The 25,542-nt window shown below is 68.4% G+C and carries 20 protein-coding genes; 7 read left to right on the top strand and 13 right to left on the bottom strand.

Going from position 1 to position 25,542, the window contains the following annotated elements; genetic code table 11:
* Window positions 1-48 precede the first annotated feature (48 nt).
* The 7 genes from tuf to rpoB all read right to left on the bottom strand — a co-directional run bounded on the left by tuf (window position 49) and on the right by rpoB (window position 13,227).
* Window positions 49-1,242, bottom strand: coding sequence for an elongation factor Tu (gene tuf, locus HL652_RS01125; RefSeq protein ID WP_171703596.1), 1,194 nt, complete (start codon window positions 1,240-1,242; stop codon window positions 49-51).
* Between the two features lie 113 nt (window positions 1,243-1,355).
* The gene (fusA, locus tag HL652_RS01120; RefSeq protein WP_171703595.1) at window positions 1,356-3,470 is read right to left on the bottom strand and encodes an elongation factor G; all 2,115 of its coding nucleotides are present in this window, start codon (window positions 3,468-3,470) and stop codon (window positions 1,356-1,358) included.
* Window positions 3,471-3,515: 45 nt separating this feature from the next.
* Window positions 3,516-3,986, bottom strand: a complete 471-nt coding sequence (rpsG, locus tag HL652_RS01115) for a 30S ribosomal protein S7 (protein ID WP_171703594.1) — start codon at window positions 3,984-3,986, stop codon at window positions 3,516-3,518.
* On the bottom strand, window positions 3,986-4,360 hold the full coding sequence (gene rpsL, locus HL652_RS01110; protein WP_056734914.1) for a 30S ribosomal protein S12: 375 nt from the start codon (window positions 4,358-4,360) through the stop codon (window positions 3,986-3,988). Before rpsL ends, rpsG begins: the two co-directional genes overlap by 1 nt.
* A gap of 255 nt (window positions 4,361-4,615) precedes the next feature.
* Window positions 4,616-5,695 (bottom strand): hypothetical protein, encoded by a 1,080-nt coding sequence (locus HL652_RS01105; protein WP_171703593.1) that lies wholly within the window; start codon window positions 5,693-5,695, stop codon window positions 4,616-4,618.
* A gap of 122 nt (window positions 5,696-5,817) precedes the next feature.
* Window positions 5,818-9,696 (bottom strand): DNA-directed RNA polymerase subunit beta', encoded by a 3,879-nt coding sequence (gene rpoC, locus HL652_RS01100; protein WP_171703592.1) that lies wholly within the window; start codon window positions 9,694-9,696, stop codon window positions 5,818-5,820.
* Between the two features lie 42 nt (window positions 9,697-9,738).
* Window positions 9,739-13,227, bottom strand: coding sequence for a DNA-directed RNA polymerase subunit beta (gene rpoB / locus HL652_RS01095; RefSeq protein WP_171703591.1), 3,489 nt, complete (start codon window positions 13,225-13,227; stop codon window positions 9,739-9,741).
* A 258-nt stretch (window positions 13,228-13,485) separates the two neighbouring features.
* On the opposite strand from rpoB, the gene HL652_RS01090 reads away from it, so the two are divergent.
* The 4 genes from HL652_RS01090 to HL652_RS01075 all read left to right on the top strand — a co-directional run bounded on the left by HL652_RS01090 (window position 13,486) and on the right by HL652_RS01075 (window position 17,099).
* On the top strand, window positions 13,486-14,382 hold the full coding sequence (locus HL652_RS01090; RefSeq protein ID WP_253743566.1) for a spermidine synthase: 897 nt from the start codon (window positions 13,486-13,488) through the stop codon (window positions 14,380-14,382).
* 212 nt (window positions 14,383-14,594) lie between these two features.
* Window positions 14,595-15,794, top strand: a complete 1,200-nt coding sequence (locus HL652_RS01085; protein ID WP_216603961.1) for a PQQ-dependent sugar dehydrogenase — start codon at window positions 14,595-14,597, stop codon at window positions 15,792-15,794.
* 164 nt (window positions 15,795-15,958) lie between these two features.
* Window positions 15,959-16,594 carry a hypothetical protein gene (locus HL652_RS01080; protein WP_253743564.1) on the top strand — a complete coding sequence of 212 codons (636 nt, stop codon included), beginning with the start codon at window positions 15,959-15,961 and terminating at the stop codon, window positions 16,592-16,594.
* Between the two features lie 13 nt (window positions 16,595-16,607).
* On the top strand, window positions 16,608-17,099 hold the full coding sequence (locus HL652_RS01075; protein ID WP_171703590.1) for a SprT-like domain-containing protein: 492 nt from the start codon (window positions 16,608-16,610) through the stop codon (window positions 17,097-17,099).
* Between the two features lie 396 nt (window positions 17,100-17,495).
* Here HL652_RS01075 and HL652_RS01070 read toward each other — a convergent pair whose 3' ends face one another.
* From HL652_RS01070 to HL652_RS01060, 3 genes are all read right to left on the bottom strand, one after another.
* On the bottom strand, window positions 17,496-18,437 hold the full coding sequence (locus tag HL652_RS01070) for a Vgb family protein (protein ID WP_171703589.1): 942 nt from the start codon (window positions 18,435-18,437) through the stop codon (window positions 17,496-17,498).
* A 186-nt stretch (window positions 18,438-18,623) separates the two neighbouring features.
* Window positions 18,624-18,926 (bottom strand): DUF427 domain-containing protein, encoded by a 303-nt coding sequence (locus HL652_RS01065; RefSeq protein ID WP_171703588.1) that lies wholly within the window; start codon window positions 18,924-18,926, stop codon window positions 18,624-18,626.
* A gap of 26 nt (window positions 18,927-18,952) precedes the next feature.
* A complete protein-coding gene (locus tag HL652_RS01060) occupies window positions 18,953-19,483 on the bottom strand; it encodes a hypothetical protein (RefSeq protein ID WP_171703397.1) in 531 nt (176 codons plus the stop codon).
* A 59-nt stretch (window positions 19,484-19,542) separates the two neighbouring features.
* Here HL652_RS01060 and HL652_RS01055 point away from each other — a divergent pair, with 59 nt between their 5' ends.
* Complete coding sequence (locus HL652_RS01055; protein ID WP_253743562.1) at window positions 19,543-20,247, top strand: hypothetical protein; 705 nt, start codon at window positions 19,543-19,545, stop codon at window positions 20,245-20,247.
* On the top strand, window positions 20,244-20,903 hold the full coding sequence (locus HL652_RS01050) for a DUF1684 domain-containing protein (RefSeq protein ID WP_253743560.1): 660 nt from the start codon (window positions 20,244-20,246) through the stop codon (window positions 20,901-20,903). The genes HL652_RS01055 and HL652_RS01050 overlap by 4 nt, the downstream gene beginning before the upstream one ends.
* Before the next feature lie 39 nt (window positions 20,904-20,942).
* On the opposite strand, the gene HL652_RS01045 is transcribed toward HL652_RS01050, so the two are convergent.
* Window positions 20,943-21,965 (bottom strand): Vgb family protein, encoded by a 1,023-nt coding sequence (locus HL652_RS01045; protein WP_171703587.1) that lies wholly within the window; start codon window positions 21,963-21,965, stop codon window positions 20,943-20,945.
* Between the two features lie 331 nt (window positions 21,966-22,296).
* Here HL652_RS01045 and HL652_RS01040 point away from each other — a divergent pair, with 331 nt between their 5' ends.
* The gene (locus HL652_RS01040) at window positions 22,297-24,018 is read left to right on the top strand and encodes a DEAD/DEAH box helicase (protein WP_171703586.1); all 1,722 of its coding nucleotides are present in this window, start codon (window positions 22,297-22,299) and stop codon (window positions 24,016-24,018) included.
* A 311-nt stretch (window positions 24,019-24,329) separates the two neighbouring features.
* Here the strand turns inward: HL652_RS01040 and HL652_RS01035 are convergent, their stop codons facing one another.
* The gene (locus tag HL652_RS01035; RefSeq protein ID WP_216603960.1) at window positions 24,330-24,923 is read right to left on the bottom strand and encodes a YdeI/OmpD-associated family protein; all 594 of its coding nucleotides are present in this window, start codon (window positions 24,921-24,923) and stop codon (window positions 24,330-24,332) included.
* A gap of 27 nt (window positions 24,924-24,950) precedes the next feature.
* Window positions 24,951-25,490 carry an NUDIX hydrolase family protein gene (locus HL652_RS01030; RefSeq protein WP_171703585.1) on the bottom strand — a complete coding sequence of 180 codons (540 nt, stop codon included), beginning with the start codon at window positions 25,488-25,490 and terminating at the stop codon, window positions 24,951-24,953.
* Between the last annotated feature and the right edge of the window lie 52 nt (window positions 25,491-25,542).

Here is a 25,542-nt window from a genome sequence, read left to right as displayed (position 1 = left end):
ACGCAGAAGGGCCGCGCCCGGAGGCACGGCCCTTCTGGTGAAGCGGTGTTACTTGATGATCTTGGTGACGGTACCGGCACCCACGGTGCGGCCACCCTCACGGATGGCGAAGCCGAGGCCCTCCTCCATCGCGATCGGCTGGATCAGCGCGACCGTGATGTCGGTGGTGTCGCCGGGCATGACCATCTCGGTGCCCTCGGGCAGCGTGATGACGCCGGTGACGTCGGTGGTACGGAAGTAGAACTGCGGACGGTAGTTCGTGTAGAAGGGGTTGTGGCGGCCACCCTCGTCCTTCGACAGGATGTACGCGGTGCCCTCGAAGTCGGTGTGCGGCGTGACCGAACCCGGCTTCACGACGACCTGACCGCGCTCCACGTCCTCGCGCTTGGTGCCGCGGAGGAGCAGACCACAGTTCTCGCCCGCCCAGGCCTCGTCGAGCTGCTTGTGGAACATCTCGATACCGGTGACGGTGGTCTTCTGCGTCGGGCGGATGCCGACGATCTCGACCTCGGAGTTGATCTGCAGCGTGCCACGCTCGGCGCGGCCGGTGACGACGGTTCCACGACCGGTGATCGTGAAGACGTCCTCGATCGGCATGAGGAACGGCTTGTCCTTATCGCGCACCGGGTCGGGGATCGACTCGTCGACGGCGTCCATCAGCTCGACGATCGACTGAACCCACTTCTCGTCGCCCTCGAGAGCCTTGAGGCCCGAGACGCGCACGACGGGGGCGTCGTCGCCATCGAAGTTCTGGCTCGAGAGGAGCTCGCGCACCTCGAGCTCGACGAGCTCGAGGATCTCCTCGTCGTCGACCATGTCGGACTTGTTGAGCGCGACCAGGAGGTACGGCACGCCGACCTGCTTCGCGAGCAGCACGTGCTCACGGGTCTGAGCCATCGGGCCGTCGGTGGCGGCGACCACGAGGATCGCGCCGTCCATCTGAGCAGCACCGGTGATCATGTTCTTGATGTAGTCGGCGTGACCCGGGGCGTCGACGTGAGCGTAGTGACGCTTGGGGGTCTCGTACTCGACGTGCGAGATGTTGATCGTGATGCCGCGCTGGCGCTCCTCGGGAGCGGAGTCGATCGACGCGAAGTCTCGCTGCACGTTGGTCGCCGACGGGTACTTGTCTGCAAGAACCTTCGAGATGGCCGCGGTGAGAGTGGTCTTACCGTGGTCGACGTGACCGATGGTTCCGATGTTGACGTGCGGCTTGGTCCGCTCGAACTTGGCCTTAGCCACTAGGTCCTCCTCAGGACTGTCATGCCGGTCATCCGGACGCTGGATCGCGTCCGGAATCAGGCGGGGGTTGTTGATATGTTACGCGAACCTACGAGGCCCGCAGAACTCGGGAGTTACTCGCCCTTGTTCTTCTGGATGATCTCGTCGGCCACAGCCTTCGGGACCTCGGCGTAGCTCTCGAAGGTCATCGAGTACACCGCACGACCCGAGGTCTTGGAGCGCAGGTCACCGATGTAACCGAACATCTCCGAGAGCGGGACGTGAGCACGGACGACCTTGACGCCGGAGGCGTCCTCCATCGACTGGATCTGGCCGCGGCGCGAGTTGAGGTCGCCGATGACGTCGCCCATGTACTCCTCGGGCGTACGCACCTCGACGGCCATGAGCGGCTCGAGCAGCACGGGGCTGGCCTTGCGAGCAGCCTCCTTGAAGGCCATCGAGCCGGCGATCTTGAACGCCATCTCCGAGGAGTCGACGTCGTGGTAGGCACCGTCGATGAGGGTCGCCTTGACGCCCACCATCGGGTAGCCGGCGAGCACGCCGACCTGCAGAGCATCCTGGATACCGGCGTCGACCGAGGGGATGTACTCGCGGGGAACGCGGCCACCGGTGACCTTGTTCTCGAACTCGTACACGGTCTCGGCGGTGACCTCGAGCGGCTCGATCGCGATCTGCACCTTGGCGAATTGGCCGGAACCACCGGTCTGCTTCTTGTGGGTGTAGTCGTGACGCTCGACCGTCTTGCGGATGGTCTCGCGGTAGGCCACCTGAGGCTTGCCGACGTTGGCCTCGACGTTGAACTCGCGCTTCATGCGGTCGACGAGGATGTCGAGGTGGAGCTCGCCCATGCCCTTGATGACCGTCTGACCGGTCTCCTGGTTCTGCTCGGTGCGGAACGTCGGGTCTTCCTCGGCGAGCTTCTGGATGGCGACACCCAGCTTCTCCTGGTCGGCCTTGGTCTTCGGCTCGATGGCCACCTCGATCACGGGCTCCGGGAAGGTCATCGACTCGAGCACGACCTGGTTGTTGGGGTCGGAAAGGGTGTCACCGGTGGTGGTGTCCTTCAGTCCGATGACCGCGTAGATGTGACCGGCGGTCACCGAGTCGACCGGGTTCTCCTTGTTGGAGTGCATCTGGAAGATCTTGCCGATGCGCTCCTTCTTGCCCTTGGTGGAGTTCATCACCTGGCCGCCCGACTCGAGCTGACCCGAGTAGACGCGCACGTAGGTGAGACGACCGAAGAAGGGGTGAACCGCGACCTTGAACGCGAGAGCCGCGAACGGGTCTTTCGGGTCGGGGTGACGCTCGATGATGATCTCTTCGTCACGGATGTCGTGGCCCTCGGTGGCGGGCACGTCGAGCGGCGACGGCAGGTAGTCGACGACCGCGTCGAGCATGGGCTGCACACCGCGGTTCTTGAACGCGGAACCGCAGAGCACGGGGTAGAGCTCGGAGTTGACCGTCATCTTGCGGATGGCGCCCTTGATCTCGGCGACCGTGAGCTCCTCACCGCCGAAGAACTTCTCGAGCAGCACGTCGTCCGACTCGGCGACGGTCTCGAGCAGCACCTGACGGTACTCCTCGGCCTTCTCCTTGAGGTCGTCGGGGATCTCCTCGATCTCGTACTTCGCGCCCATCTGCACGTCACCCTTGGCGTCACCGCGCCAGGTGAGCGCGCGCATCTCGACCAGGTCGACGACGCCCTCGAAGGAGGACTCCGCACCGATCGGGAGCTGGATCACCAGGGGCTTGGCGCCGAGGCGGTTGATGATGGTGTCGACCGTGAAGTAGAAGTCGGCGCCGAGCTTGTCCATCTTGTTGACGAAGCAGATGCGCGGCACGTTGTACTTGTCGGCCTGACGCCACACGGTCTCCGACTGGGGCTCCACGCCCTCCTTGCCGTCGAACACCGCGACAGCACCGTCGAGCACGCGCAGCGAGCGCTCCACCTCGACGGTGAAGTCGACGTGACCGGGGGTGTCGATGATGTTGATCTGGTTCTTGTTCCAGAAACAGGTGGTCGCAGCAGAGGTGATCGTGATGCCACGCTCCTGCTCCTGCGCCATCCAGTCCATCGTCGCAGCGCCGTCGTGGACCTCACCAATCTTGTGGGTGATGCCCGTGTAGAACAGGATGCGCTCGGTGGTGGTGGTCTTGCCGGCATCGATGTGAGCCATGATGCCGATGTTGCGGACCTTGTTCAGGTCGGTGAGCACGTCCTGTGCCACGGATTGCCTCCGATAGGTGAGAGCGGGAAAGAGAGGGCGCGGGGTTTACCAGCGGTAGTGCGCGAAGGCCTTGTTCGACTCGGCCATCTTGTGGGTGTCTTCGCGGCGCTTGACCGCGGCACCCAGGCCGTTCGAGGCGTCGAGGATCTCGTTGGTGAGACGCTCGGTCATGGTCTTCTCGCGGCGGGCCTTCGCGTAGGTGGTGAGCCAGCGGAGCGCGAGGGTGTTCGCGCGGTGAGGCTTGACCTCGATCGGCACCTGGTAGGTCGAGCCACCGACACGGCGGCTGCGCACCTCGAGGGTGGGGCGCACGTTGTCGAGGGCCTTCTTCAGGGTGACGACTGCATCCTGGCTGTTCTTGGCGGCGACACCCTCGAGCGCGTCGTAGACGATGCGCTCAGCGGTGGCCTTCTTGCCGTCGAGCAGGATCTTGTTGACCAGCTGGCTGACGATCGGGGCGCCGTAGACCGGGTCGGCGACAACGGGACGCTTCGGGGCGGGACCCTTGCGAGGCATTACTTCTTCTCCATCTTCGCGCCGTAACGGCTGCGAGCCTGCTTGCGGTTCTTCACGGCCTGCGTGTCGAGCGCGCCGCGGATGATCTTGTAACGCACACCGGGGAGGTCTTTCACACGACCGCCGCGCACGAGCACCATCGAGTGCTCCTGCAGGTTGTGGCCCTCGCCGGGGATGTAAGCGGTGACCTCGGTGCCGTTCGACAGCTTCACACGGGCGACCTTGCGGAGAGCCGAGTTCGGCTTCTTGGGGGTGGTGGTGTACACACGGGTGCACACGCCGCGCTGCTGGGGGTTGGCCTTGAGGGCGGGCGCCTTGGTCTTGGTGACCTTCGGGGTGCGACCCTTACGGACCAACTGCTGAATGGTTGGCACTACTTACTCCTTGTATTCTGTAACGCTCAGTGTCTTCGAGTCCGGACATCCGCAACCCGTTCGTTCAACGCTCCGCGTGACGCCGGATGGCGTGTCGGGTGCGTCTGGACCCACCGGCGGTACAAAATGGCTCTGGTATCGCTGGTTGGTGGAGCAGTGGGAACTTGCGTTCTGCTTCGCTCTAAATCTGGGCATGCAAGTATGCACACACCCGGAAAATGATAGCTCCCGATCCCCCTCGGGTCAAATGGCGCCCTACCAGCTCGGCGTCGCGCCGGTGGGCTGCGCCACGCGCTCGTTCTGCTCGCGCTCGAACTCCTCGCGCGCCGCGAGGTTGCGCTGCTTCACCTTGCGGCCGCGGGAGGCGATCCACGCGCCCGTCCAGATGGAGACCTCACGGGCGACGATGGCGCCGGCCAGGGTGAGCGGGTCCATGGTGAGGGAGCGCACGAAGTCGTACTGCTCCTGGGGCTGCAGGTTCCAGGCGTTGACGTGGATGAGCGCACCCGCGATGCCCGCGACGTAGACCAGCACCGCGACCAGGAAGCCGCCCAGCACGTACGCCCACCAGCCAGCCCGGTTGACGATCAGGACGATGAGGATGAGCGACACGGCGAACACGATCACCGGCACGATGAAGGCGGCGCTCAGCAGGAACTGCGCGAACGCGGTCACCGCTGCCACACCCGCCAGGTTCGCCGAGATGACGAGGAACGACACGGCGGCGTACACGGCAGCGAACGCGACGGTGCCGAGCAGGGCGATGAGCGTGCCACCACCCCGGTTGCCCTTGGGCGCCGGAGGGGTCGGCGCCGCCGGCTGCTGCGGAACGGGCTGGTACTGCGAGTAGGGCAGCTCGCCGACGGGGGCGGCGGCGGGGGTCGAGGCCGCGGCGGCGGGGGCCGACGTCGTGGCGTAAGCGGCTGCCGGGTACGGCGTGGCGCGCTCCTCCTGGGGCGCGGGCTCGGAGGAGGTGACGTAGGGGCCACCCTGGGGCTCGCGGTCGTAGGCGACGACAGCCTGCTCGGCGATCGGGGCACCCGTCTCGTTCACCACGTAGGGACCGCCAAGTGGTGGCCGGGTCGTCGCCTCGGGAGTCAGCGGCTCGTCTGCGGGCTTCGCGTCGGGCTGGGAGGCCGCGACCGGATGCTCGGAGGCAGGTTCCGCCGGCCGGTCGACCACGGGCTCCGCACCGGGTGCCTGCCACGCCGGCATGGCGGGAAGCGGGGGCGTCTGACCGGCCGAGGGCTGCGCATCCGGTTGTGCCGAGTTCTCGGCGGGGACGTCGCGCATCGGGAATTCCGGCTTGTCGCCGTGACGCTCATCGCTGCTCATGCCCAGAACTCTACAATCGCGCTCCCCCGGCGCGGGGATGCGCGCCGCACGCCTCTTCCGCACGGAACGGCGAAGGGCGCCCCACCGTGCGGTGAGACGCCCTCCGACGTGACGGCTGCCTCCTAGTTGTAGGTGCCCGGGGTGTAGTCGTCGCTCGAGAAGCTGTCGAAGTCGACGAACGAGAGGTCGGCCTCCGAGAACACCGAGTCATCTGTGAAGATGCGGTTCGGGTAGCGCTCGGCCTTGGCCTCTTCGGTCGCCTCGACGGTGACGTTGCGGTACTTCTGGAGACCGGTACCGGCCGGGATCAGCTTTCCGATGATCACGTTCTCCTTCAGGCCCACCAGCGGGTCGGACTTGCCCTCCATGGCGGCCTGCGTGAGAACACGCGTGGTCTCCTGGAACGACGCGGCCGACAGCCACGACTCGGTCGCGAGGGACGCCTTGGTGATACCCATGACCTCCTGACGGGCCGAGGCGGGCCGCTTGCCCTCGGAGAGGGCGGCGCGGTTGACCTCGGTGTAGCGCGACCGGTCGACGAGCTCACCGGGCAGCAGGTCGGTGTCGCCGTGCTCGACGACGGTGACCTTGCGCAGCATCTGGCGCACGATGACCTCGATGTGCTTGTCGTGGATCGGCACACCCTGCGAACGGTAGACGCCCTGCACACCGCCCACGAGGTGCTTCTGCACCTCGCGCACGCCCTTGACCCGGAGGACCTCCTTCGGGTCGACGGCGCCGACGATGAGCTGCTGACCGAGCTCGACGTGCTGCCCGTCCTCGACGAGGAGGGTCGCACGCTTCAGCACCGGGTAGGCGATCGGCTCGTCGCCGTTGTCGGGCGTGAGGATCACCTTGCGGCTGCGGTCGGTGTCTTCGATCACGACGCGACCGGCGGCCTCGACGATGGGCGACGCACCCTTCGGGGTACGGGCCTCGAAGAGCTCCTGCACGCGGGGAAGACCCTGCGTGATGTCGTCGGCCGAGGCCGAGCCACCCGTGTGGAAGGTGCGCATCGTGAGCTGGGTTCCGGGCTCTCCGATCGACTGGGCCGCGATGATGCCGACGGCCTCTCCGATGTCCACGAGGTTTCCGGTGGCCAGCGACCGGCCGTAGCAGGTCGCGCAGACGCCGACAGCCGACTCGCAGGTGAGCACGGAGCGCACCTTGATGGTGCGGACACCCGCGGCCACCAGCTTGTCGATCAGCACGTCGCCCACGTCGTCACCGGCTTCGGCGACGACCTCGCCCTGCTCGTTGACCGCATCCGCAGCCAGCGACCGGGCGTACACCGAGTTCTCGACGTTGTCGTCGCGGGTCCAGACGCCGTCGGCGCCCTCGAGGGCGATCGGCAGGTCGAGACCACGCGAGGTGCCGCAGTCGGTCTCGCGGATGATGACATCCTGCGAGACGTCGACGAGACGACGCGTGAGGTAACCGGAGTCGGCCGTACGGAGAGCCGTGTCGGCGAGGCCCTTACGAGCACCGTGGGTCGCGATGAAGTACTCCGCCACCGACAATCCCTCGCGGTACGAGGAGATGATCGGACGGGGGATGATCTCACCCTTCGGGTTGTTCACGAGGCCTCGCATACCGGCGATGTTGCGCACCTGCAGCCAGTTACCACGTGCACCCGAGGTGACCATGCGGTTGATCGTGTTGTCGACCGGGAAGTTCGCGCGCATGGCTGCGGCGACCTCGTCGGTGGCCTTCGTCCAGATCTGGATGAGCTCCTGGCGACGCTCGAGGTCGGTCGTCAGACCCTTCTCGAACTGCGCCTGCACCTTGGCGGCCTGCTTCTCGTAGCCGGCGACGATCTCGCGCTTCGTGGGAGGCGTGAGGATGTCGCTGAGCGCCACGGTGACACCCGAGCGGGTGGCCCAGTAGAAGCCGGCGTCCTTGATGCGGTCGAGCGAGGCGGCGACCTCCACCTTCGGGTAGCGCTCGGCGAGGTCGTTGACGATCGCCGAGATGGTGCCCTTGTCGGCCACCTGCTGCACGAAGGGGTAGTCCTCCGGGAGCGCCTCGTTGAAGAGCGCGCGACCGAGGGTGGTCTCCACCAGGACGGGACCGCCCTCGTAGCCCTCGGGGGCGTCGCCCTCGGCGAAGTGCACGTCGGACATGCGGATCTTGACCCAGGCGTTCAGGTCGAGGGTGCCCTGGTCCTTCGCCAGGATGGCCTCCGACACCGTCGAGAACGCACGGCCCTCGCCGGTCGCACCCTCCTTCACCGTGGTGAGGTGGTGCAGACCGATGATCATGTCCTGCGTCGGCAGGGTCACCGGGCGGCCGTCGGACGGCTTCAGGATGTTGTTCGACGCGAGCATCAGGATGCGCGCCTCGGCCTGGGCCTCCACCGACAGCGGGAGGTGCACGGCCATCTGGTCACCGTCGAAGTCGGCGTTGAACGCCGCGCAGACGAGCGGGTGCAGCTGGATCGCCTTGCCCTCCACGAGCTGAGGCTCGAAGGCCTGGATGCCGAGACGGTGGAGCGTCGGTGCACGGTTCAGCAGCACGGGGCGCTCGCGGATGATCTCCTCGAGCACGTCCCACACCTGCGGACGGCTGCGCTCCACCATGCGCTTCGCGGCCTTGATGTTCTGAGCGTGGCTCAGGTCGATCAGGCGCTTGATGACGAACGGCTTGAACAGCTCCAGCGCCATCTGCTTGGGCAGACCGCACTGGTGCAGCTTCAGCTGCGGACCGACGATGATGACCGAACGGCCCGAGTAGTCGACGCGCTTGCCGAGCAGGTTCTGGCGGAAGCGACCCTGCTTTCCCTTGAGCATGTCGCTCAGGGACTTCAGGGCGCGGTTGCCGGTACCCGTGACGGGGCGACCACGGCGGCCGTTGTCGAACAGGGCGTCGACGGCTTCCTGCAGCATCCGCTTCTCGTTGTTGACGATGATCTCGGGAGCACCGAGGTCGAGCAGTCGACGGAGACGGTTGTTGCGGTTGATCACACGACGGTAGAGGTCGTTGAGGTCACTGGTCGCGAAGCGGCCACCGTCGAGCTGCACCATCGGGCGCAGCTCCGGCGGGATGACCGGAACGACGTCGAGCACCATCGCGGCCGGCGAGTTGCCGGTCTGCAGGAAGGAGTTCACCACGCGCAGACGCTTGATGGCGCGGATCTTCTTCTGACCCTTGCCCTCGGCGATCTGCAGGTGCAGGGTCTCCGACTCGGCCTCGAGGTCGAACGCCTCGAGACGCTTCTTGATGGCCTCCGCGCCCATGTAGGCCTCGAAGTACATGCCGTAGCGGTCCTGCAGCTCGTGGAAGATGGCGTCTTCGGGCTTCAGCTCACCCACCTTGAGGTTGCGGAAGTCCTCCCAGACGCGCTCGAGCTGGGAGATCTGCTCGTCGTAGGCCTTGCGGGTCTGCGACATCTCCTTCTCGGCGCCATCCTTCGTGCGGCGCTTCTGGTCGGCCTTGGCACCCTCGGCCTCGAGCTCGGCCAGGTCGGCCTCGAGCCGGCCCAGGCGGTCGGCGATGCGGGCGTCACGCTGGTCTGCCAGGGTCTTGATCTCGAGCCGCAGCTCGTTCTCAAGGCCGGGCATGTCTTCGTGACGGCCGTCTTCGTCGACCGAGATGATCATGTACGCGGCGAAGTAGATGACCTTCTCGAGGTCTTTCGGCGCCATGTCGAGCAGGTAGCCGAGGCGGCTCGGCACACCCTTGAAGTACCAGATGTGCGTGACCGGAGCGGCGAGCTCGATGTGGCCCATGCGCTCACGGCGCACCGACGACTTCGTGACCTCGACACCGCAGCGCTCGCAGACGATGCCCTTGAAGCGCACGCGCTTGTACTTGCCGCAGGAACACTCCCAGTCACGGCTCGGCCCGAAGATCTGCTCTCCGAAGAGGCCGTCCTTCTCGGGCTTCAGCGTGCGGTAGTTGATGGTCTCGGGCTTCTTGACCTCACCGTGCGACCACTTGCGGATGTCGTCTGCCGTCGCGAGACCGATCCGCAGCTCATCAAAAGTTGTTACGTCGAGCAATTTTCCTTCTCTCCTGGAAAAAGTCTTCTAGTGGTTGCCGGCTCAGATGTCGTCGATCGACGACGACTCGAAGCGGCTGGAGATGTTGATGCCGAGCTCTTCTGCGGCACGGAAGACCTCGTCGTCCGTGTCGCGGAGGCTCACAGCGGTGCCGTCGGCCGAGAGCACCTCGACGTTCAGGCAGAGCGACTGCATCTCCTTGATGAGCACCTTGAAGCTCTCGGGAATGCCCGGCTCCTGGATGTTCTCGCCCTTGACGATCGCCTCGTACACCTTCACGCGGCCGAGGATGTCGTCGGACTTGATGGTGAGCAGCTCCTGCAGGGCGTACGCGGCGCCGTAGGCCTCGAGGGCCCACACCTCCATCTCACCGAAGCGCTGGCCACCGAACTGCGCCTTACCACCGAGCGGCTGCTGGGTGATCATCGAGTACGGGCCGGTCGAACGCGCGTGGATCTTGTCGTCGACCAGGTGGTGCAGCTTCAGGATGTACATGTAGCCCACCGACACGGGGTCGGGGTAGGGCTCACCGGAGCGGCCGTCGAACAGCTGGGTCTTGCCGGAGGAACCGATGAGACGCTCGCCGTCGCGGGTGAGGGTGGTCGAGTCGAGCAGACCCGCGATCTCCTCCTCCGAGGCGCCGTCGAACACCGGGGTGGCGACCTTCGTGCCGGGAGCAGCCGAACGCGCCTGCTCGGGCAGGTTCGCCGCCCACTTCGGCTTGCCGTCGACCTCCCAGCCCTGCTTGGCGATCCAACCGAGGTGGGTCTCCAGTACCTGGCCGAAGTTCATGCGGCCCGGGATGCCCATCGGGTTCAGGACGATGTCGACCGGAGTTCCGTCGGCGAGGAACGGCATGTCCTCGACCGGGAGGATCTTCGAGATGACGCCCTTGTTGCCGTGACGGCCGGCGAGCTTGTCACCCGCGGTGATCTTGCGCTTCTGAGCGATGTAGACCACCACGCGCTGGTTGACGCCGGAACCCAGCTCGTCGTCGTTCTCGGCCGAGAACTCCTTGACGGCGATGATGGTTCCCTCTTCACCGTGAGGCACCTTGAGGCTGGTGTCGCGCACCTCGCGGCTCTTCTCGTTGAAGATCGCGCGGAGCAGACGCTCCTCGGCGGAGAGCTCGGTCTCACCCTTCGGCGTGACCTTGCCGACGAGGATGTCGCCGGGGCGCACCTCGGCACCGATGCGGATGATGCCGCGCTCGTCGAGGTCGGCCAGGAGCTCGGGGCTCACGTTGGGGAGGTCACGGGTGATCTCCTCCTTGCCGAGCTTCGTGTCACGCGCATCCACTTCGTACTCTTCGATGTGGATGCTCGAGAGCACGTCGTCCTTCACCAGGTTCTGGCTCAGGATGATCGCGTCTTCGAAGTTGTGACCCTCCCACGGCATGAACGCCACGAGGAGGTTCTTGCCGAGCGCGAGCTCGCCGTTCTCGGTGGCGGGGCCATCGGCGATGACCTGACCCGACTCGATGCGCTCACCCTCGGAGACGATGACACGGTTGTTGTACGAGGTGCCCTGGTTCGAGCGGTCGAACTTGCGCAGGTAGTAGGTCTCCACGCCACCCTCGTCGAGCAGCACGCTCACCGAGTCGGCCGAGACCTCCTGCACCACGCCGGCGCCGTTCGCGGTGACCACGTCACCGGCGTCGATGGCCGCGAAGCCCTCCATACCGGTACCCACAAGAGGCGACTCCGAGCGCAGCAGCGGCACGGCCTGGCGCTGCATGTTCGCGCCCATGAGCGCGCGGTTGGCGTCGTCGTGCTCGAGGAAGGGGATGAGGCTCGTCGCGACGGAGACCATCTGGCGCGGCGAGACATCCATGTAGCCGATGTCTTCGGCCGGGAACAGGTCGACCTCTCCACCCTTCTTACGGGCGAGAACACGCTGCTCGGCGAAGTGCGAGTCGGCGGTCAGCGGCGCGTTGGCCTGGGCGACGATGTACTCGTCCTCCTCCGACGCGGTGAGGTAATCGATGTTCTCGGTGACCTTGCCGTCGACGACGCGACGGTAGGGGGTCTCGATGAAACCGAACGAGTTGATGCGCGCGAACGACGCGAGCGAGCCGATGAGGCCGATGTTCGGGCCTTCCGGGGTCTCGATCGGGCACATGCGGCCGTAGTGGCTCGGGTGCACGTCGCGCACCTCGACACCGGCGCGCTCACGGCTCAGACCACCGGGGCCCAGGGCGCTGAGGCGCCGCTTGTGGGTCAGGCCCGCGAGCGGGTTGTTCTGGTCCATGAACTGCGACAGCTGGCTCGTTCCGAAGAACTCCTTGATCGCGGCGACGACGGGGCGCACGTTGATCAGGGTCTGCGGGGTGATGGCCTCGATGTCCTGCGTGGTCATGCGCTCGCGGACGACGCGCTCCATGCGGGACAGACCGGTGCGCACCTGGTTCTGGATGAGCTCACCGACGGCACGGATGCGGCGGTTGCCGAAGTGGTCGATGTCGTCGACGTCGAGACGGATCTCGACCGGCTTGCCGTCGCGCACGCCGTTCAGCGTGGTCTGGTTGTCGTGCAGCGCCACCAGGTACTTGATGGTGGCGATGATGTCCTGCGTGGTGAGCACGGAGTCGCCGAGCGGAGCGTCGATGCCGAGCTTGCGGTTGATCTTGTAACGACCCACCTTCGCCAGGTCGTAGCGCTTGGGGTTGAAGTAGAAGTTGTCGAGGAGCGCACGCGCGGCCTCGGCAGCCACCTGCTCGCCCGGACGGAGCTTGCGGTAGATGTCCTTCAGCGCCTCTTCCTTGGTGAGGATCGAGTCCTTCTCGAGGGTGGCCTCGATGGAGGCGTAGCCCTTGAACTCCTCGAGGATCTCCTCGGAGGTGAGGCCGAGGGCCTTGAGGAAGACGGTCACCGACTGCTTGCGCTTGCGGTCGATGCGCACGCCGACCTGGTCGCGCTTGTCGATCTCGAACTCGAGCCAGGCACCACGGCTCGGGATGACACGAGCGGAGTAGATGTCTTTGTCGCTGGTCTTCTCGGGGGTGCGCTCGAAGTACACACCGGGGGAACGCACGAGCTGCGACACCACGACACGCTCGGTGCCGTTGATGATGAACGTGCCCTTCTCGGTCATGAGCGGGAAGTCGCCCATGAAGACCGTCTGGGTCTTGATCTCACCGGTCTGGTGGTTCATGAACTCGGCCTCGACGTAGAGAGGGGCCGCGTAGGTCTTGCCGCGCTCCTTGCACTCGTCGATGGTGTACTTCTCGGGCTCGAGGAACGGGCTCGTGAAGCTCAGCTGCATGGTCTCGCCGAGGTCTTCGATGGGCGAGATCTCTTCGAAGATCTCATCGAGACCGGAGCGACCCGGCAGGTCTTGACGGCCGGCGGCCTGTGCTTCTGCGACGCGTGCCTTCCACACGTCGTTTCCGACCAGCCAGTCGAAGCTCTCGGTCTGCAGGGCGAGCAGATCGGGAACGGTCAGCGTGTCGGTGATCTTGGCGAACGAGAGCCGGGAGTGGGCCCGACCGTTCTTGGGTGAAGTGGTGGTTGCGTTGCGCGCAGCAGCCAAGGAAATAACCTCCGTGGGCCCCGTCGGGCCTTGCGTTACTTACGGTCGTTGTGTCGAGAACTCCGCAGATGTGTCCGAACCCGCAATATGGTTCTAGAGTGTTGCTGCGCGGTAGGGTGAGAAACCCCGGGCGCAGATGCCGACCGCAATATGAAGGCATAGTTGTTCTGGGAGCGCAAAGAACAACTATAGGTGCTTCCGACACGCCTGTCCAGTCCAAATCTTGACCAGTTCGGAATTTCCAGGTATAACGCGCTGATGGCACGCGAACGCGACAGACGAGGGATGCGGATCGAGCATCCGTCGGCCCGGTTGAGCGACGGAATGCTCGCCACCATCGAGCCCGATCGCTTCCGGCCCGGGTCACATGTGCTCATCGTCGACGGCACGCCGCAGTCGCACGTCGACCTCGACGACCCGAGCTACCTCTCGTTCGAGTACGTCAGGCGCATCGGGCACGGCATCGACCTGCTCGCGCCCGCTGGCGAGGCCATCACGGCGGTGCACCTCGGCGGCGGCGCGTTCACGCTGCCCCGCTACGTCGAGGCGACCCGGCCCGGGTCGCGGCAGCAGGTCGTGGAGATCGACAGCGGGCTGGTGGAGTTCGTGCGCCGGGAGCTGCCGCTGCCGCGGAGCGCTTCGATCAGGGTGCGGCACGGGGATGCGCGAGAGGTGCTCGAGAAGCTGCCCACCGGCATACTCGGGGCGGTCGATCTCGTCGTCGTCGACGTGTTCGCCGGAGCGCGCACGCCCGCGCACGTCACCAGCGCGGAGTTCTACCGGGCGGTCGCCGGGGTGCTGGCGCCGCGAGGGGTGGTCGCCGTGAACATCGCCGACGGCGCCGGGCTCGCCTTCGCGCGGAGTCAGGCGGCGACGCTCGCGCACGTGTTCCCGGCGGTGGCGGTGGCGGCCGATCCGCAGATGCTGAAGGCGAAGCGGTTCGGGAACGTGGTGGCGTTCGCCTCGGCGAGTGAGCTGCCGTTCGAGACGATGCCGCGGCTGCTGGCGGGCGATCCGGTGGCGGCCAAGCTCGTGACGGGGCGGGAGCTCGAGAACTTCATCGCGGGGGCGGCGGTGGCGACGGATCAGACGGCGACCAGGTCGCCGGCACCGGCGCGGAGCGTGTTCGCGGTGGATCGGCGGGCTGCGGAGTAGGGCGGGGCTCGCTGCGCGTCGCCCGGGGGCTGCGTTGCGTAGTGGGGGGCGGGTGCGGCGGCGAGCGCTCGCGGGGGTGCCGTCGCGTTGCGCGGTGGCGCGGTGGCGGGGTGGCGTCGCGCGGAGGCGGGGGCGGCGAGCTGTCGTGCACTCGGAGGCGGTTCACACGGGCCGGGGGCAGGGTGGTCGTGGGGCGACGGACGGGAGCGGACATGCAGGCGGCACCACGACTGACGAAGACGGCGACGCGCACGATGTCGGTCGCGGCAGCGGCACTGTCGGCGACGCTCCTGGCCGGATGCGCGGCGGGCGACGACACGACCGCGCGGTCCACGGCGACACCGACCGCCGCCAGGCCGACTCCGTCCATGACCGCGACCCCCTCCCCCGCGCCGACCTCGACGCCGGCGCCCGCCGCCGCTGAGGACCTCGGGCCCCTCGTGCCCTCGGGCGACCCGACCCCGATCGCCTCGAACCTTCCCGCCCCGTGGTCGATCGCCACCCTCGCCGACGGCTCGGTGCTCGTGAGCGAACGCGACGACGCACGGATCGTCGAGATCGTCGGCGACCAAGCGGTTCCCGTGGCGACCGTGGAGGGGGTGGAGGCCGCGGGAGAAGGCGGACTGATGGGGCTCGCGGTGCTGGAGGGAGCATCCGGGAACTGGGTCTACGCGATGCACACCGCAGCCTCCGACAACCGGGTGGTGCGCATGGCACTCGGCGGAACGGCCGGCGCGCACATCTTCGGAGCGCCCGAGCCCGTGCTCACCGGCCTGCCAAAAGCGTCGAACCACAACGGCGGGCGCATCGCGTTCGGGCCCGACGGCATGCTCTACGTCACCGCGGGCGACGCCAGCTCGGGCACGAACGCGCAGACGCTCGACTCGCTGGGCGGCAAGATCCTGCGGGTGACGCCCGAGGGGGCGGTGCCCGCGGACAACCCGTTCCCGGGCTCGCCGGTGTATTCGCTGGGGCACCGGAACCCCCAGGGCATCGGGTGGGCCGCCGACGGCACGATGTGGGCTGCGGAGTTCGGACAGAACACGTGGGACGAGCTGAACGTCATCACCCCGGGCGCGAACTACGGGTGGCCGGTCGTCGAGGGGATCGGCGGAGACCCGGCGTTCGTCGACCCCGTGCAGCAGTGGGCGACCGACGACGCCTCCCCGTCGGGCATCGCCGTGGTGGGCGACACCGTGTTCATGGCGGGGCTCGGCGGGGAGCGGTTGTGGAGCATCCAGTTCGACGGGCGGGTGAACGAGCACTACGCGGGGCAGCTGGGGCGCATCCGCGACGTGGCGCGGGGGCCGGGGTCGACGCTGTACCTCGTGACGAACAACACGGATGGGCGGGGGGACCCGCGGGCGGGGGACGACGTGCTGTACCGGGTGGAGGTGGCGCCGCTGGGGTGAGGGTCGGGGCGGTTTCGGGGTGCTCGGCTCGGCGCGACCCTCATCCGGGGGCATCGTCGTACCCTTGACGGAGACGGGATCGGACCCCGCGTGGGCGGAGCGCATCGGCCGGCGCGGTCCAGAGGCACCAGGAGCACGAACTGAGCATCATCACCGGATACGACATGACGACCCTCCGCGAGAAGGTCGACTCCCGCGCTGTCGCCGAGCGACTCGACGAGCTCGGGCAGTTGCGCAGCCTCTCCGCGCTCAACGAGAAGGTCGTGCTGCTGCGTCTCGCCGGGCGACTCGACGACGCCTGGGTGATCGCGAACGAAGCGGTGCGACAGGCGCGCTTCTCGGGCGACCGGGAGATGGCGCTGGGGGCGCGCATCCGTCGGGCGCAGGTGCAGCAGTATCAGGGCAAGTACCCGGCAGCGTTGCAGGAGCTCGGGCTCTGCGTCGAGGAGGCGCAGACGCATGAGTGGGGCGCGCTGGAGGCGGCCGCGACGCTGAGCCGCGGCAAGGTGCACTTCGAGACGCGCGATTACGAGGCGGCGCTCGCCGACTTCAAGTCGTCGGTGTTCCTGATGGAGCGCCTCGGGGCGTCGATCGATCAGCTCGAGGCGTCGCTCGTGGCGGTGGCCGTGACGGAGTCGTTGCTCGGGGGGACGGCGCCGTCGCCGGAGTTGTCGTCGTCGGGAACTGTGCCGGGGGCTTCGGCTGCTGCCAGCTCGTCCAGCGACGAGCGCTCGTTGAACGAGTCGCCGGCCGGGCGGGCGTCGGGCGACCAGCCCTCGCTCGGGCAGTCGCCCACCTGATCGCGGACGACCGATGGCCGATCTGCAGCGGGTGACGCGGTGGGCGAACGCCCTCATCGCGCTGCACCTGGATGCGCGTGTCTGGTCGTTCGGGTTCGACAATGCGAAGACGCGGGCGGGCCAGTGCAACTACACGGCCCACCGCATCACGGTGTCGCGGTATCTGGCGGCGCGGTATGAGGACGACGAGATCCACCAGATCCTGCTGCACGAGGTAGCACACGCGCTGGCTGGGCCGGCGGCAGCGCACGGACCGCGGTGGGTGGCCGTGGCGCGCGAGATCGGCTACGAGGGCTCGCGCCTCCACGACGGCGAGCGCGCCGACGAACTCGCGCCCTGGATCGGCCACTGCCCCGCCGGCCACGAGTACTTCCGCCATCGGCGCCCGAAGAACCGCGTCTCGTGCAGCGTGTGTGCCCGCGGCTTCAGCTCCGCCCACCTCATCGTCTGGACCCGCCGCGACGTCGCCGCCACCCGCCGCGCGATCCATCGCGCCGCCCGCTGACCCGCGTGCGGCACCCGTGTCTCGCGCGTCGCGCGGGCTGGCGCGCGGACTCGGCGCACGCGCTTGCGGCTCGACGCGTGTGCGTGCGGGCGCGGACCCGACGCGCGTGCGGGCATGGACCGCGGCGGCTGTGACAAGTCGTGACCGTGCCCTGAGCTGCGTGCGGGGGTGCGCATCCGTGGTGCGACGGAGCCGTCGGGGAGCGTCGGTGCGAGCCCGCTCGAGCCGGTGCGTGCGTGCCTCGAGGGGCGGGGAGGGTGCAGCCCGCCACGGTTCACGGGGGGACGAGCGGCGGCGGGCTGCGGTCTGGGGCGGGGAGGGTGCAGCCCGCCACGGTTCACGGGGGACGAGCGGCGGCGGGCTGCAGTCTGGGGCGGGCGCGGAGCCCGGGTCGGGTCAGATGTTGCCGAGGGAGTCTCGGGGAGGGTCGGTGTACCAGAGCGAGCCGGTCGAGGTGATGGTGAGCGCATCGGGAGCACTGAGCGCGAAGGGTGGGCGGGAGTAAGTGACACGGCCGGCCGCGTCGACGGTGCCGAGGCCCATCTGGAAGTCGGTGAAGTGGAGCTCGTAGTCGACTCCGGCGACTAGCTGCATCGGGGTCGAGTACCCGGCGGGAGACGTCGGCAAGATCACGCGGGAAGCAATCGTGCCGTCGAGCCGCACTCGGATCAACGCATCGACGCCACCGACCCAGAGATCGCCCGTCTTCGACACGGCCAGGTCGGTGAACGACCCGATCGGAACGGGGAACGAGTCGAAGAGACCCGTCGCCGGATCATAGGCGCCCAATTCGGCACCGGTGTTCTTCGTGTACCACAGCCGACCGTCGGCGGCGTAGACCAGGTTCTTGATCTCCACCCCGGTCGGCTCTGCGATGCGGGTGATGTGACCGTCGGGGCCGATGGCCCCCAGCCCGCCGTTCGCCGGGTCGCCGAACCAGACCGCCCCACCGGGGCCGACGACCAGCGAGGTCGCGGTGTCGAAGGCCCCGAGGAGCGGGAACGAATCGACCGTACCCGTCGAGGGATCGAGGCGACCGATGGCGGCGTTCGCGAAGTCGCTGAACCAGAGGGTGCCGTCAGGAAGCGTGACCATGGACGAGATGCCCGGCCCCGTCGGCCCCAGGCTGAAGGCGCGCGGGCTCGTGGGCGTTGCGAAAGGCACCTGCACGACTTCGTTGTTCAGAGGATCGGTGTACCAGACGGCGTCGCCCTGGTCGACCGCGAGCACCGACGGATGACCGCCGGCGGATGCTGGTGCGTACTCATGCCAGGTCGCGAAGTCGCGCGCGGGAAGCTCGAACGCCTGAGCCGGAGCGGCGAACGTGACAGCAGCCAAGGCCGCAATCGCGAGCGAGGCCGGCACCGTGCCGGCCGGACGACGCGAAGACGATGACACCGAACCACTCCACTTGATCGAAACAGGAGGCGGCGCCCTCCGGGGGGGAGAGGACGCCACCTGCCATCACTGTAGGTGAGTGATCGTCGAGTGCAGCCCGAGTAGTTTGTACTCAAAAAGTGGGGGTCAGTCGGTGACCTGGACTTCTTTCCAGAAGGCGACGTAGTCGCTGAAGTCTTTGCCGACGCGGTCGAAGGCGGTGGGGTACGGGTGGGGGTAGCTCCAGGCCCGGTCGTGGAGCACCTCGTCGTCGAGCGTGACGTCGAAGTACTGGCACTCACCTTTCCACGGGCAGGTGTACGGGGTGTCGCTCGGGACGAGCAGCGACGAGTCGACGCTCGACGGCGGGAAGTACCAGTTGCCCTCGATGGCGATCAGGTCTTCCTTCGGTGCTTCGGCGATGACGACGCCGCCCAGAACTGCCTTCATGTGTGACCTCCTGTGTCACCTCCACGCTACGCCTCGTCGGCGTCGATTCGGCAGAGTTCGGTGAGCTCACCGGCTCGTCCGGCCGACACCCAGGCGGAGCCGGCCTCCGACGCGCTCACCAGGTGGGCGACGGCGCGGCGCAACGATACGAAGGCCGCGCAGGCTGCGGCGGCCTCGGGTGAGGAGTAGTCGATGCCGAGTTCGGCGAGCGCGTCGACCACCGACCCGGCGGCGAGGAGGTCTTCGACGGCGAACCGTCCGTCGGGACGGGCCGGTGTGACCAGGTCGACGAAGACGCGGTCGCCGCGGTCGGCCTGAGCCTCGAGCACTCGCCGAGCCGCCGCCGTTCGTGAACGGAAGCCGACGACGGGGTGTGAGTCGAGCATCCGTGCCGCCCCGGGGTGGGAGGAGAACTCGCCGTCGTCGAGGGCGTCGACGACGATCACGTGGTCGGCCTGCGCGGCGAGCTCGGCGAGGGCCTGCGGTGCCACCCCGTGGTGGAGGCGCACCTGGTAGCGCGACTGGGGTGGGGCGGTCTCGGGGAGCTGACTTGGCATCCGTCGAGTTTAGGGCTGACAGGGTTGGACGCCGTGCCCGGCCGCTGGAGACTAAGGGGATGCGCGTGATGCTGAAGCTCATCCTCGACTGCGACCCGGATGCCGCCTGGCGCGCGTTGCGGAGTCCCGCCGTGTTCCGGGAGGTGTCGAGCCCGCTGGTCGAGATCGAGTCGCTGACCGTCGACGGGTTTCCGACGGTGTGGACGGAGGGGGTGCATCCGGTCGAGATGCGGGGGGCCGGGATCGTGCCGATCGGGCAGCAGCTCATCAACCTGTCGTTCCGTACGGCCGAGCACGGGTCGACGCGCATCGTTCACGACTCGGGGGTGGGCGTGCGCGGGGCCGTGTCGACGCTGAAGATGTGGGATCACAAGATGGCGGTCGCGCCCGACCCGGCGGGGACGGGGCGCACCCTGTACCGCGACAAGCTCGAGGTGCACGCGGGGTTGCTCACGCCGGCGGCGTGGTACGGGCTGTGGGCGTTCTGGCAGTGGCGGGGGCACCGGCTGCAGCATCTGGCGCCGACCTGGGCGTTCGACCCACCGGTGGGTGAGACGGATGCGGATGGTGACGCGGGTACGAACCCCGACGGTGCTGCGGGTGCGGGCACCGCCGGGGGTGCTGGGGTTGCTCTGGATGGGCGTGCGGGCACCGATGCCGAGTCGAACGGCACTGCGGGTGCGGACGGTGACGCGGGTGCGGGTGCGGACCGTGACGCGGGTGCAGGTGCGGGCGCGGGCGCGGGCCGCGAGGTGTCGTCGTGAACCGCCCGGCGGTGACCGCGCTCGAGACCGCCGACTGGCGGCTGCGGGTGTTCGGCATCTACGCGCGGGTGCGCGACCTCACGGCCGACGACGACATCGTCGCCGCCCACGACCTGTGGCGCCGGGAGCGCGACGAATTGTTCGCCAAGCACCCGGCCACTCCCCTGCTACCCGAAGACCGCCCCGGCTTCACCGGGCTGCCGGTCGCGCCCTACGACCCCGCCTGGCGGTTCACCGCCGACATCGAGGAGCCGGCGGCCGACGATCCGCGCCCGCGGTCGTTCGAGTTCGCCACGGGCACCGACGGCGTGGTGCCGTTCGAGCTGCTCGGCGTGGCGCAGATCGACGGCGTCGGCGAGCTCGACGTCTGGCGGCTCGCGTCGTACGGCGGCGGCCTGTTCGTTCCGGTGAAGGACGCGCTGGCCGGCCAACCGGGCGGCACCTACGGGGGCGGACGCTACCTCGTCGACACGATCAAGGGCGCGAGCCTGCAGCCCGAGCTGGAGCGCGGCGGGCGCGGGTCTGCCCGCTTGGTGCTCGACTTCAACTTCGCCTACAACCCGTCGTGCGCCTACGACCCCGCCTGGGCCTGCCCCCTCGCCCAGCCCGGCAATCGCCTCCCCGTCCCCGTACCCGTCGGCGAGTCCTACGGCTGAGCCCCGGCGGACACGAGGCGGCGGCCTGCCCGAACCGGCTCAGTTCCAGCGGAGCTTGTTCGTCGTGTAGTCGTTCACCCACACGTGCCCGCGGCCGTCGACCTCGACGTCGGTCGCGAAGCCCGACATGCGCCCGAAGTGAACGGCACCGGAGGCGTCGAGGGTGCCGAAACCGTAGGCCGAGCTGACGAAGTAGACCTCACTGTCGGCGTCACCCGCCCGATCACCGCCCGCGAGATCGATGGGCAGGATGTCGCCGGACCCGGGCGCGGTGAGCGGATGCGCGGTGATCGTTCCGTCGAGCGCGATCTCGGTGAACTGGTTGTCGCCGTTCACCCAGAGCGACCCACTGGTGCCCACCACGATCGCCGCCCCGGCGGAATCGTCGACACCGAGATCGTCGAAGGTGCCCGTCACCGGATCGACGACTCCCACCCGATCGGTGCCGGTTCTGGTGTACCAGAGCCGGCCATCGGGTGCGGCGACCATGTCGAGCACGAACGACCCGGTCGGCTCGGGGTAGGACGAGAGGGTACCCGTGGCGTCGACCCGCACCAGCCGTTCGGCCGAGGGGTCGCCGAACCAGATGGAGCCGTCGATCGCCTCGACCAGTGTGGCGGGTGCCCCACGCAACCCCGTCAACGGAAAGCTGACGGTCGTGCCACTCAGCGGATCGAGGCGGTTGACCGTGCGACTGGTGTCGTCGGCATACCAGAAGGCACCGTCCGAGGTGCCGACCATGCCGCGTATCCACGTGCGATCGGGGAGAGGGAACGTCGTCAGCCCGTGGGTGTTCTGATCGACTCGCACGAGATTGGAGTCGTCGTAGTACCAGACATCGCCCTCGGCGCTCGTCACAAGGTCGTATGCCGCGCCTCCGATCCCGGGTGTGGCGAGGTCGAGGTCGTGCCAGAGCGAGATCTCGGGCGGTCGGAGGTCGCCGGCGACGGAGGCGGAGGCGGGCCCCACCGCCGTCAGGGGCGCGAGCGGCAGCGCAATGACGGCCAGGGTGGCGGCCGCGACAAGCGGCGTGCGGGATGAGCGGGTGGAGGGGTGGGTCATGGTCGAGCTCCTTGGGTGGGGTTCGATGACGATATGGGGAGGTCGGGTGGGGGTGGGATGAGCAGTTGTTGCTCTGTGGAGAAGGGTCACAGGTGGGGGTGCAGTAGACTGGAGGGATCGAGGGCTCGAGAGTGAGCCCCGTGCGTCGAAAGAACGCTCCCTCTTCACACTGATCGCAGCACCGCGGGCCACGACTCGGCCGACCCGGCTGCATCACTTGCAGATACTTCTTGCGGCGAACGGATGCACCGTCGGTGCGTTCGCCATCCTTCCGGGTGGGCTGCGAGCCATCGCGCGTGCCCGGACGACTGCCCGAAAGGCACAGAACACCTTGTCCCAACACGACACCACCTTCGGCGCGCTCGGCGTGCCCGCTCCCCTCGTCTCCGTGCTCACCGCACAGGGCAAGACGGAGCCCTTCCCCATCCAGGTCGACACCCTCCCCGACACCCTGAACGGCCGCGACGTGCTCGGCCGCGGCAAGACCGGCTCGGGCAAGACGCTGGCCTTCTCCATCCCCATGGTGGCCCGCCTCGCCGGCCCCCTCGCGGGCGGCGCCCGGCGGCCCGGCCGCCCCGTCGGCCTGATCCTCGCGCCGACGCGCGAGCTGGCCACCCAGATCGACGCCACCCTCGCGCCGCTCGCGCACGCTTACGGCATGAAGACCACCACGATCTTCGGCGGCGTCTCCCAGTCGCGCCAGGTCACCGCGCTCAAGGCCGGTGTCGACATCGTCGTCGCCTGCCCGGGCCGCCTCGAAGACCTCATGAAGCAGGGCTTCGTCACCCTCGACGCCGTCGAGATCACGGTGCTCGACGAGGCCGACCACATGGCCGACCTGGGCTTCCTGCCCGTCGTCACGCGCATCCTCGACAAGACCCCCTCGACCGGGCAGCGCCTGCTGTTCTCGGCGACCCTCGACAACGGCGTGGACAAGCTCGTCAAGCGCTTCCTCCACAACGAGGTGCTGCACTCGGTCGACGAGGCCAACTCGCCCGTCGCCGCCATGACGCACCACGTCTTCGAGACCGAGTCGGTCGAGTCGAAGCGGGTTCTGGTGAACAAGCTGGCGTCGGGAACCGGCCGCCGCATCCTGTTCATGCGCACCAAGCACCACGCGAAGAAGCTCGCGAAGCAGCTCACCGAATCGGGCATCCCCGCCGTCGATCTGCACGGAAACCTGTCGCAGGTAGCGCGCGACCGCAACCTCGCGGCGTTCAGCGCCGGTGACGTGCGGGTTCTCGTGGCGACGGATGTCGCGGCCCGCGGTGTCCACGTCGATGACATCGAACTCGTCATCCACGTCGACCCGCCGGCGGAGCACAAGGCGTACCTGCACCGTTCGGGCCGCACCGCGCGTGCGGGGTCGGAGGGCGACGTCGTCACGATCATGCTGCCGGCGCAGCGCAAGGACGTGAAAGACCTGCTGCGGAAGGCCGCGATCACGGTGACGCCCGAGGTCGTTCCGGCGTCGGCGGAGTCGGCGTCGGTCGACGCGCTGGTCGGCGACGTCGCGGCGTACGTGAAGCCGGCGCCGCGCACCACGAACCAGCTGCCGGCGTCGGGCCAGCGCCGCACCGGCAACGACGGTGTGTCGTCGGGCGGGTCGCAGGGCGCGAACGCGCAGCGGAAGCGGGCGCGGCGCGGTGGCGCGGGCGCCGGGGCCGCCGGTGCGGATGCTGCGGGCAACGGCTCGGGCAGCGGTCGCGGCGGCTCGGCTGCGGGTCGCGGTGACGGATCGGGCGCCGGCAAGGGCGGCCGGACCCGCACGCGTAACGGCGGCGCGGGCGGGGGCTCGTCGGCGGGTGGCAGCGGGCGCGGACGCGGTCGCGGCGGCGACGCCGGCTCGGCCTCGGGCGGCAGCCGCTCGTTCTACAGCACCTCGACCGACCGCCCCGGCGGCTCCGGCTCGGGCGTTGGGTCGGACGGTGGCTCGCGTCGCGGCGGCGCCTCCGGCAGCGCACACGGCCAGGGCGGCACCGGCGGGCGCGCGCGCCAGTCGGCCGCGTCGTTCTCGGCCGGTTCGAACGGAGGCCGGCGGCGATCGCGCTGACGCGTATCCGCTGGTCTCGAAGGCCCGTCCCTCAGGGGGCGGGCCTTCGCCGTCTTGGGGCGTGGCGAGGTACTCGCGTCAGCGGAACCGCGTCGCATGCGGGGGCGACGGATGCGCGGGGCGCCAGGAGCGCAGTCGAACCGTGAGGCGCGTGCGGCTCGATAGTGTCCGTGCGCTGACCGGAGAAGGTCGCCCGCGATGGCGGATCCGCGGGTGGCGGGGTGACAGACGCGGGTGACGGATGCGCGGGGAGCCGGTCGCGGTGGGCGGCGACGGGCCCGCGGGTGCCGCTTCGGGTCAGCCGCTTCGGGTCAGTCGCTTCGGGGTGGTTGCGGGTAGGGGGTCTCGCCGCGGGCGAGCATGTCGATGAACGTGGCGAGGTTGCGGGTGCGGGTCTCGGGGCGTTTGGCGTTGTGGAGGCGGAAGAGGATGGCGTAGCGGTTCTGGCCGCTCAGGCCGGCGAAGGCTGCTGCCGCCGCGGGGTTCGCGGCGAGCGCCTCGGCGAGGTCGTCGGGGATCTCGATGGACTTCTGGGAGGCGTAGGCCGCCTCCCATCGCCCGTCGGCCTTGGCCCGGTCGATCTCGCGATGGCCGCGCTCGCGCATGCGGCCGGCCTCGATGAGCGCCGTGACCTTGTCGCGGTTGACCTGCGACCAGAGACTCCTGGCGCGCCGCGGGGTGAAGGTCTGGAGGAAGAAGTCGTCGTCGAGGGCGTTGCGGCGGCCGTCGATCCAGCCGTGACAGAGGGCGACGTCGAGCGCTTCGGCGTAGCTCACCGTGGAGTGCTCACTGTTCTTCTTGGCGATGCGCAGGCGCACTCCCGCGGCCGTCTCGGCGTTCGCCTCGAGCCAGTGCTCCCAGGCGTCGGCGTCGGTGAACTGCAGGTGGTCGTAGTCGTCGGGCACGCGGCCGCCTCGTCTCGTGCCGCTCGCTCAGTGGAGCCGGCCGACGGAGGCCAGGGCGGCGCGGAGCAGACCGCCGCGACCGCCCTCCATCTCTTCGGAGACGGAGTCTGACGCTGCTTCCTGCGGGGTCATCCAGGTGAGTTCGAGGGCGTCTTGCCTCGGCTCGCAGGTGCCGGTGACCGGCACCACGTAGGCGAGCGACACGGCGTGCTGCCGCTCGTCGTAGTAGGGCGAGACGCCGGGCAGCGGGAAGTACTCGGCGACCTGGAACGGCACCGGGCTCGCCGGCAGCTGGGGGAAGGCCATCGGCCCGAGGTCTTTCTCGAGGTGGCGGAACAGGGCGTCGCGGAGCGTCTCGCCGTACATGACGCGCCCCGAGACCAGCGTGCGGGCGATGGTGCCGCTCGCACCGACCCGCAGCAGCACGCCGACCTCGACCACCTGGCCCAGCCCGTCGACCCGCACCGGCACGGCCTCGACGTAGAGCAGCGGCAGCCGCCGACGGATCTCGGCGAGCTCGCCGTCGCTCAGCCAGCCGGAGTTCGGATCAGGGGTACGCACGGTCATAGTCCATTCTTACCTGCTGCGAGCATCCTTCTTCGCGCGTGCCACGAGGCTG

The sequence above is a fragment of the Herbiconiux sp. SALV-R1 genome, assembly GCF_013113715.1.
Taxonomy (GTDB): domain Bacteria; phylum Actinomycetota; class Actinomycetes; order Actinomycetales; family Microbacteriaceae; genus Herbiconiux.
Note: the sequence above shows the minus strand (reverse complement) of the source record. Positions and strands in the feature narration are given on the sequence as shown.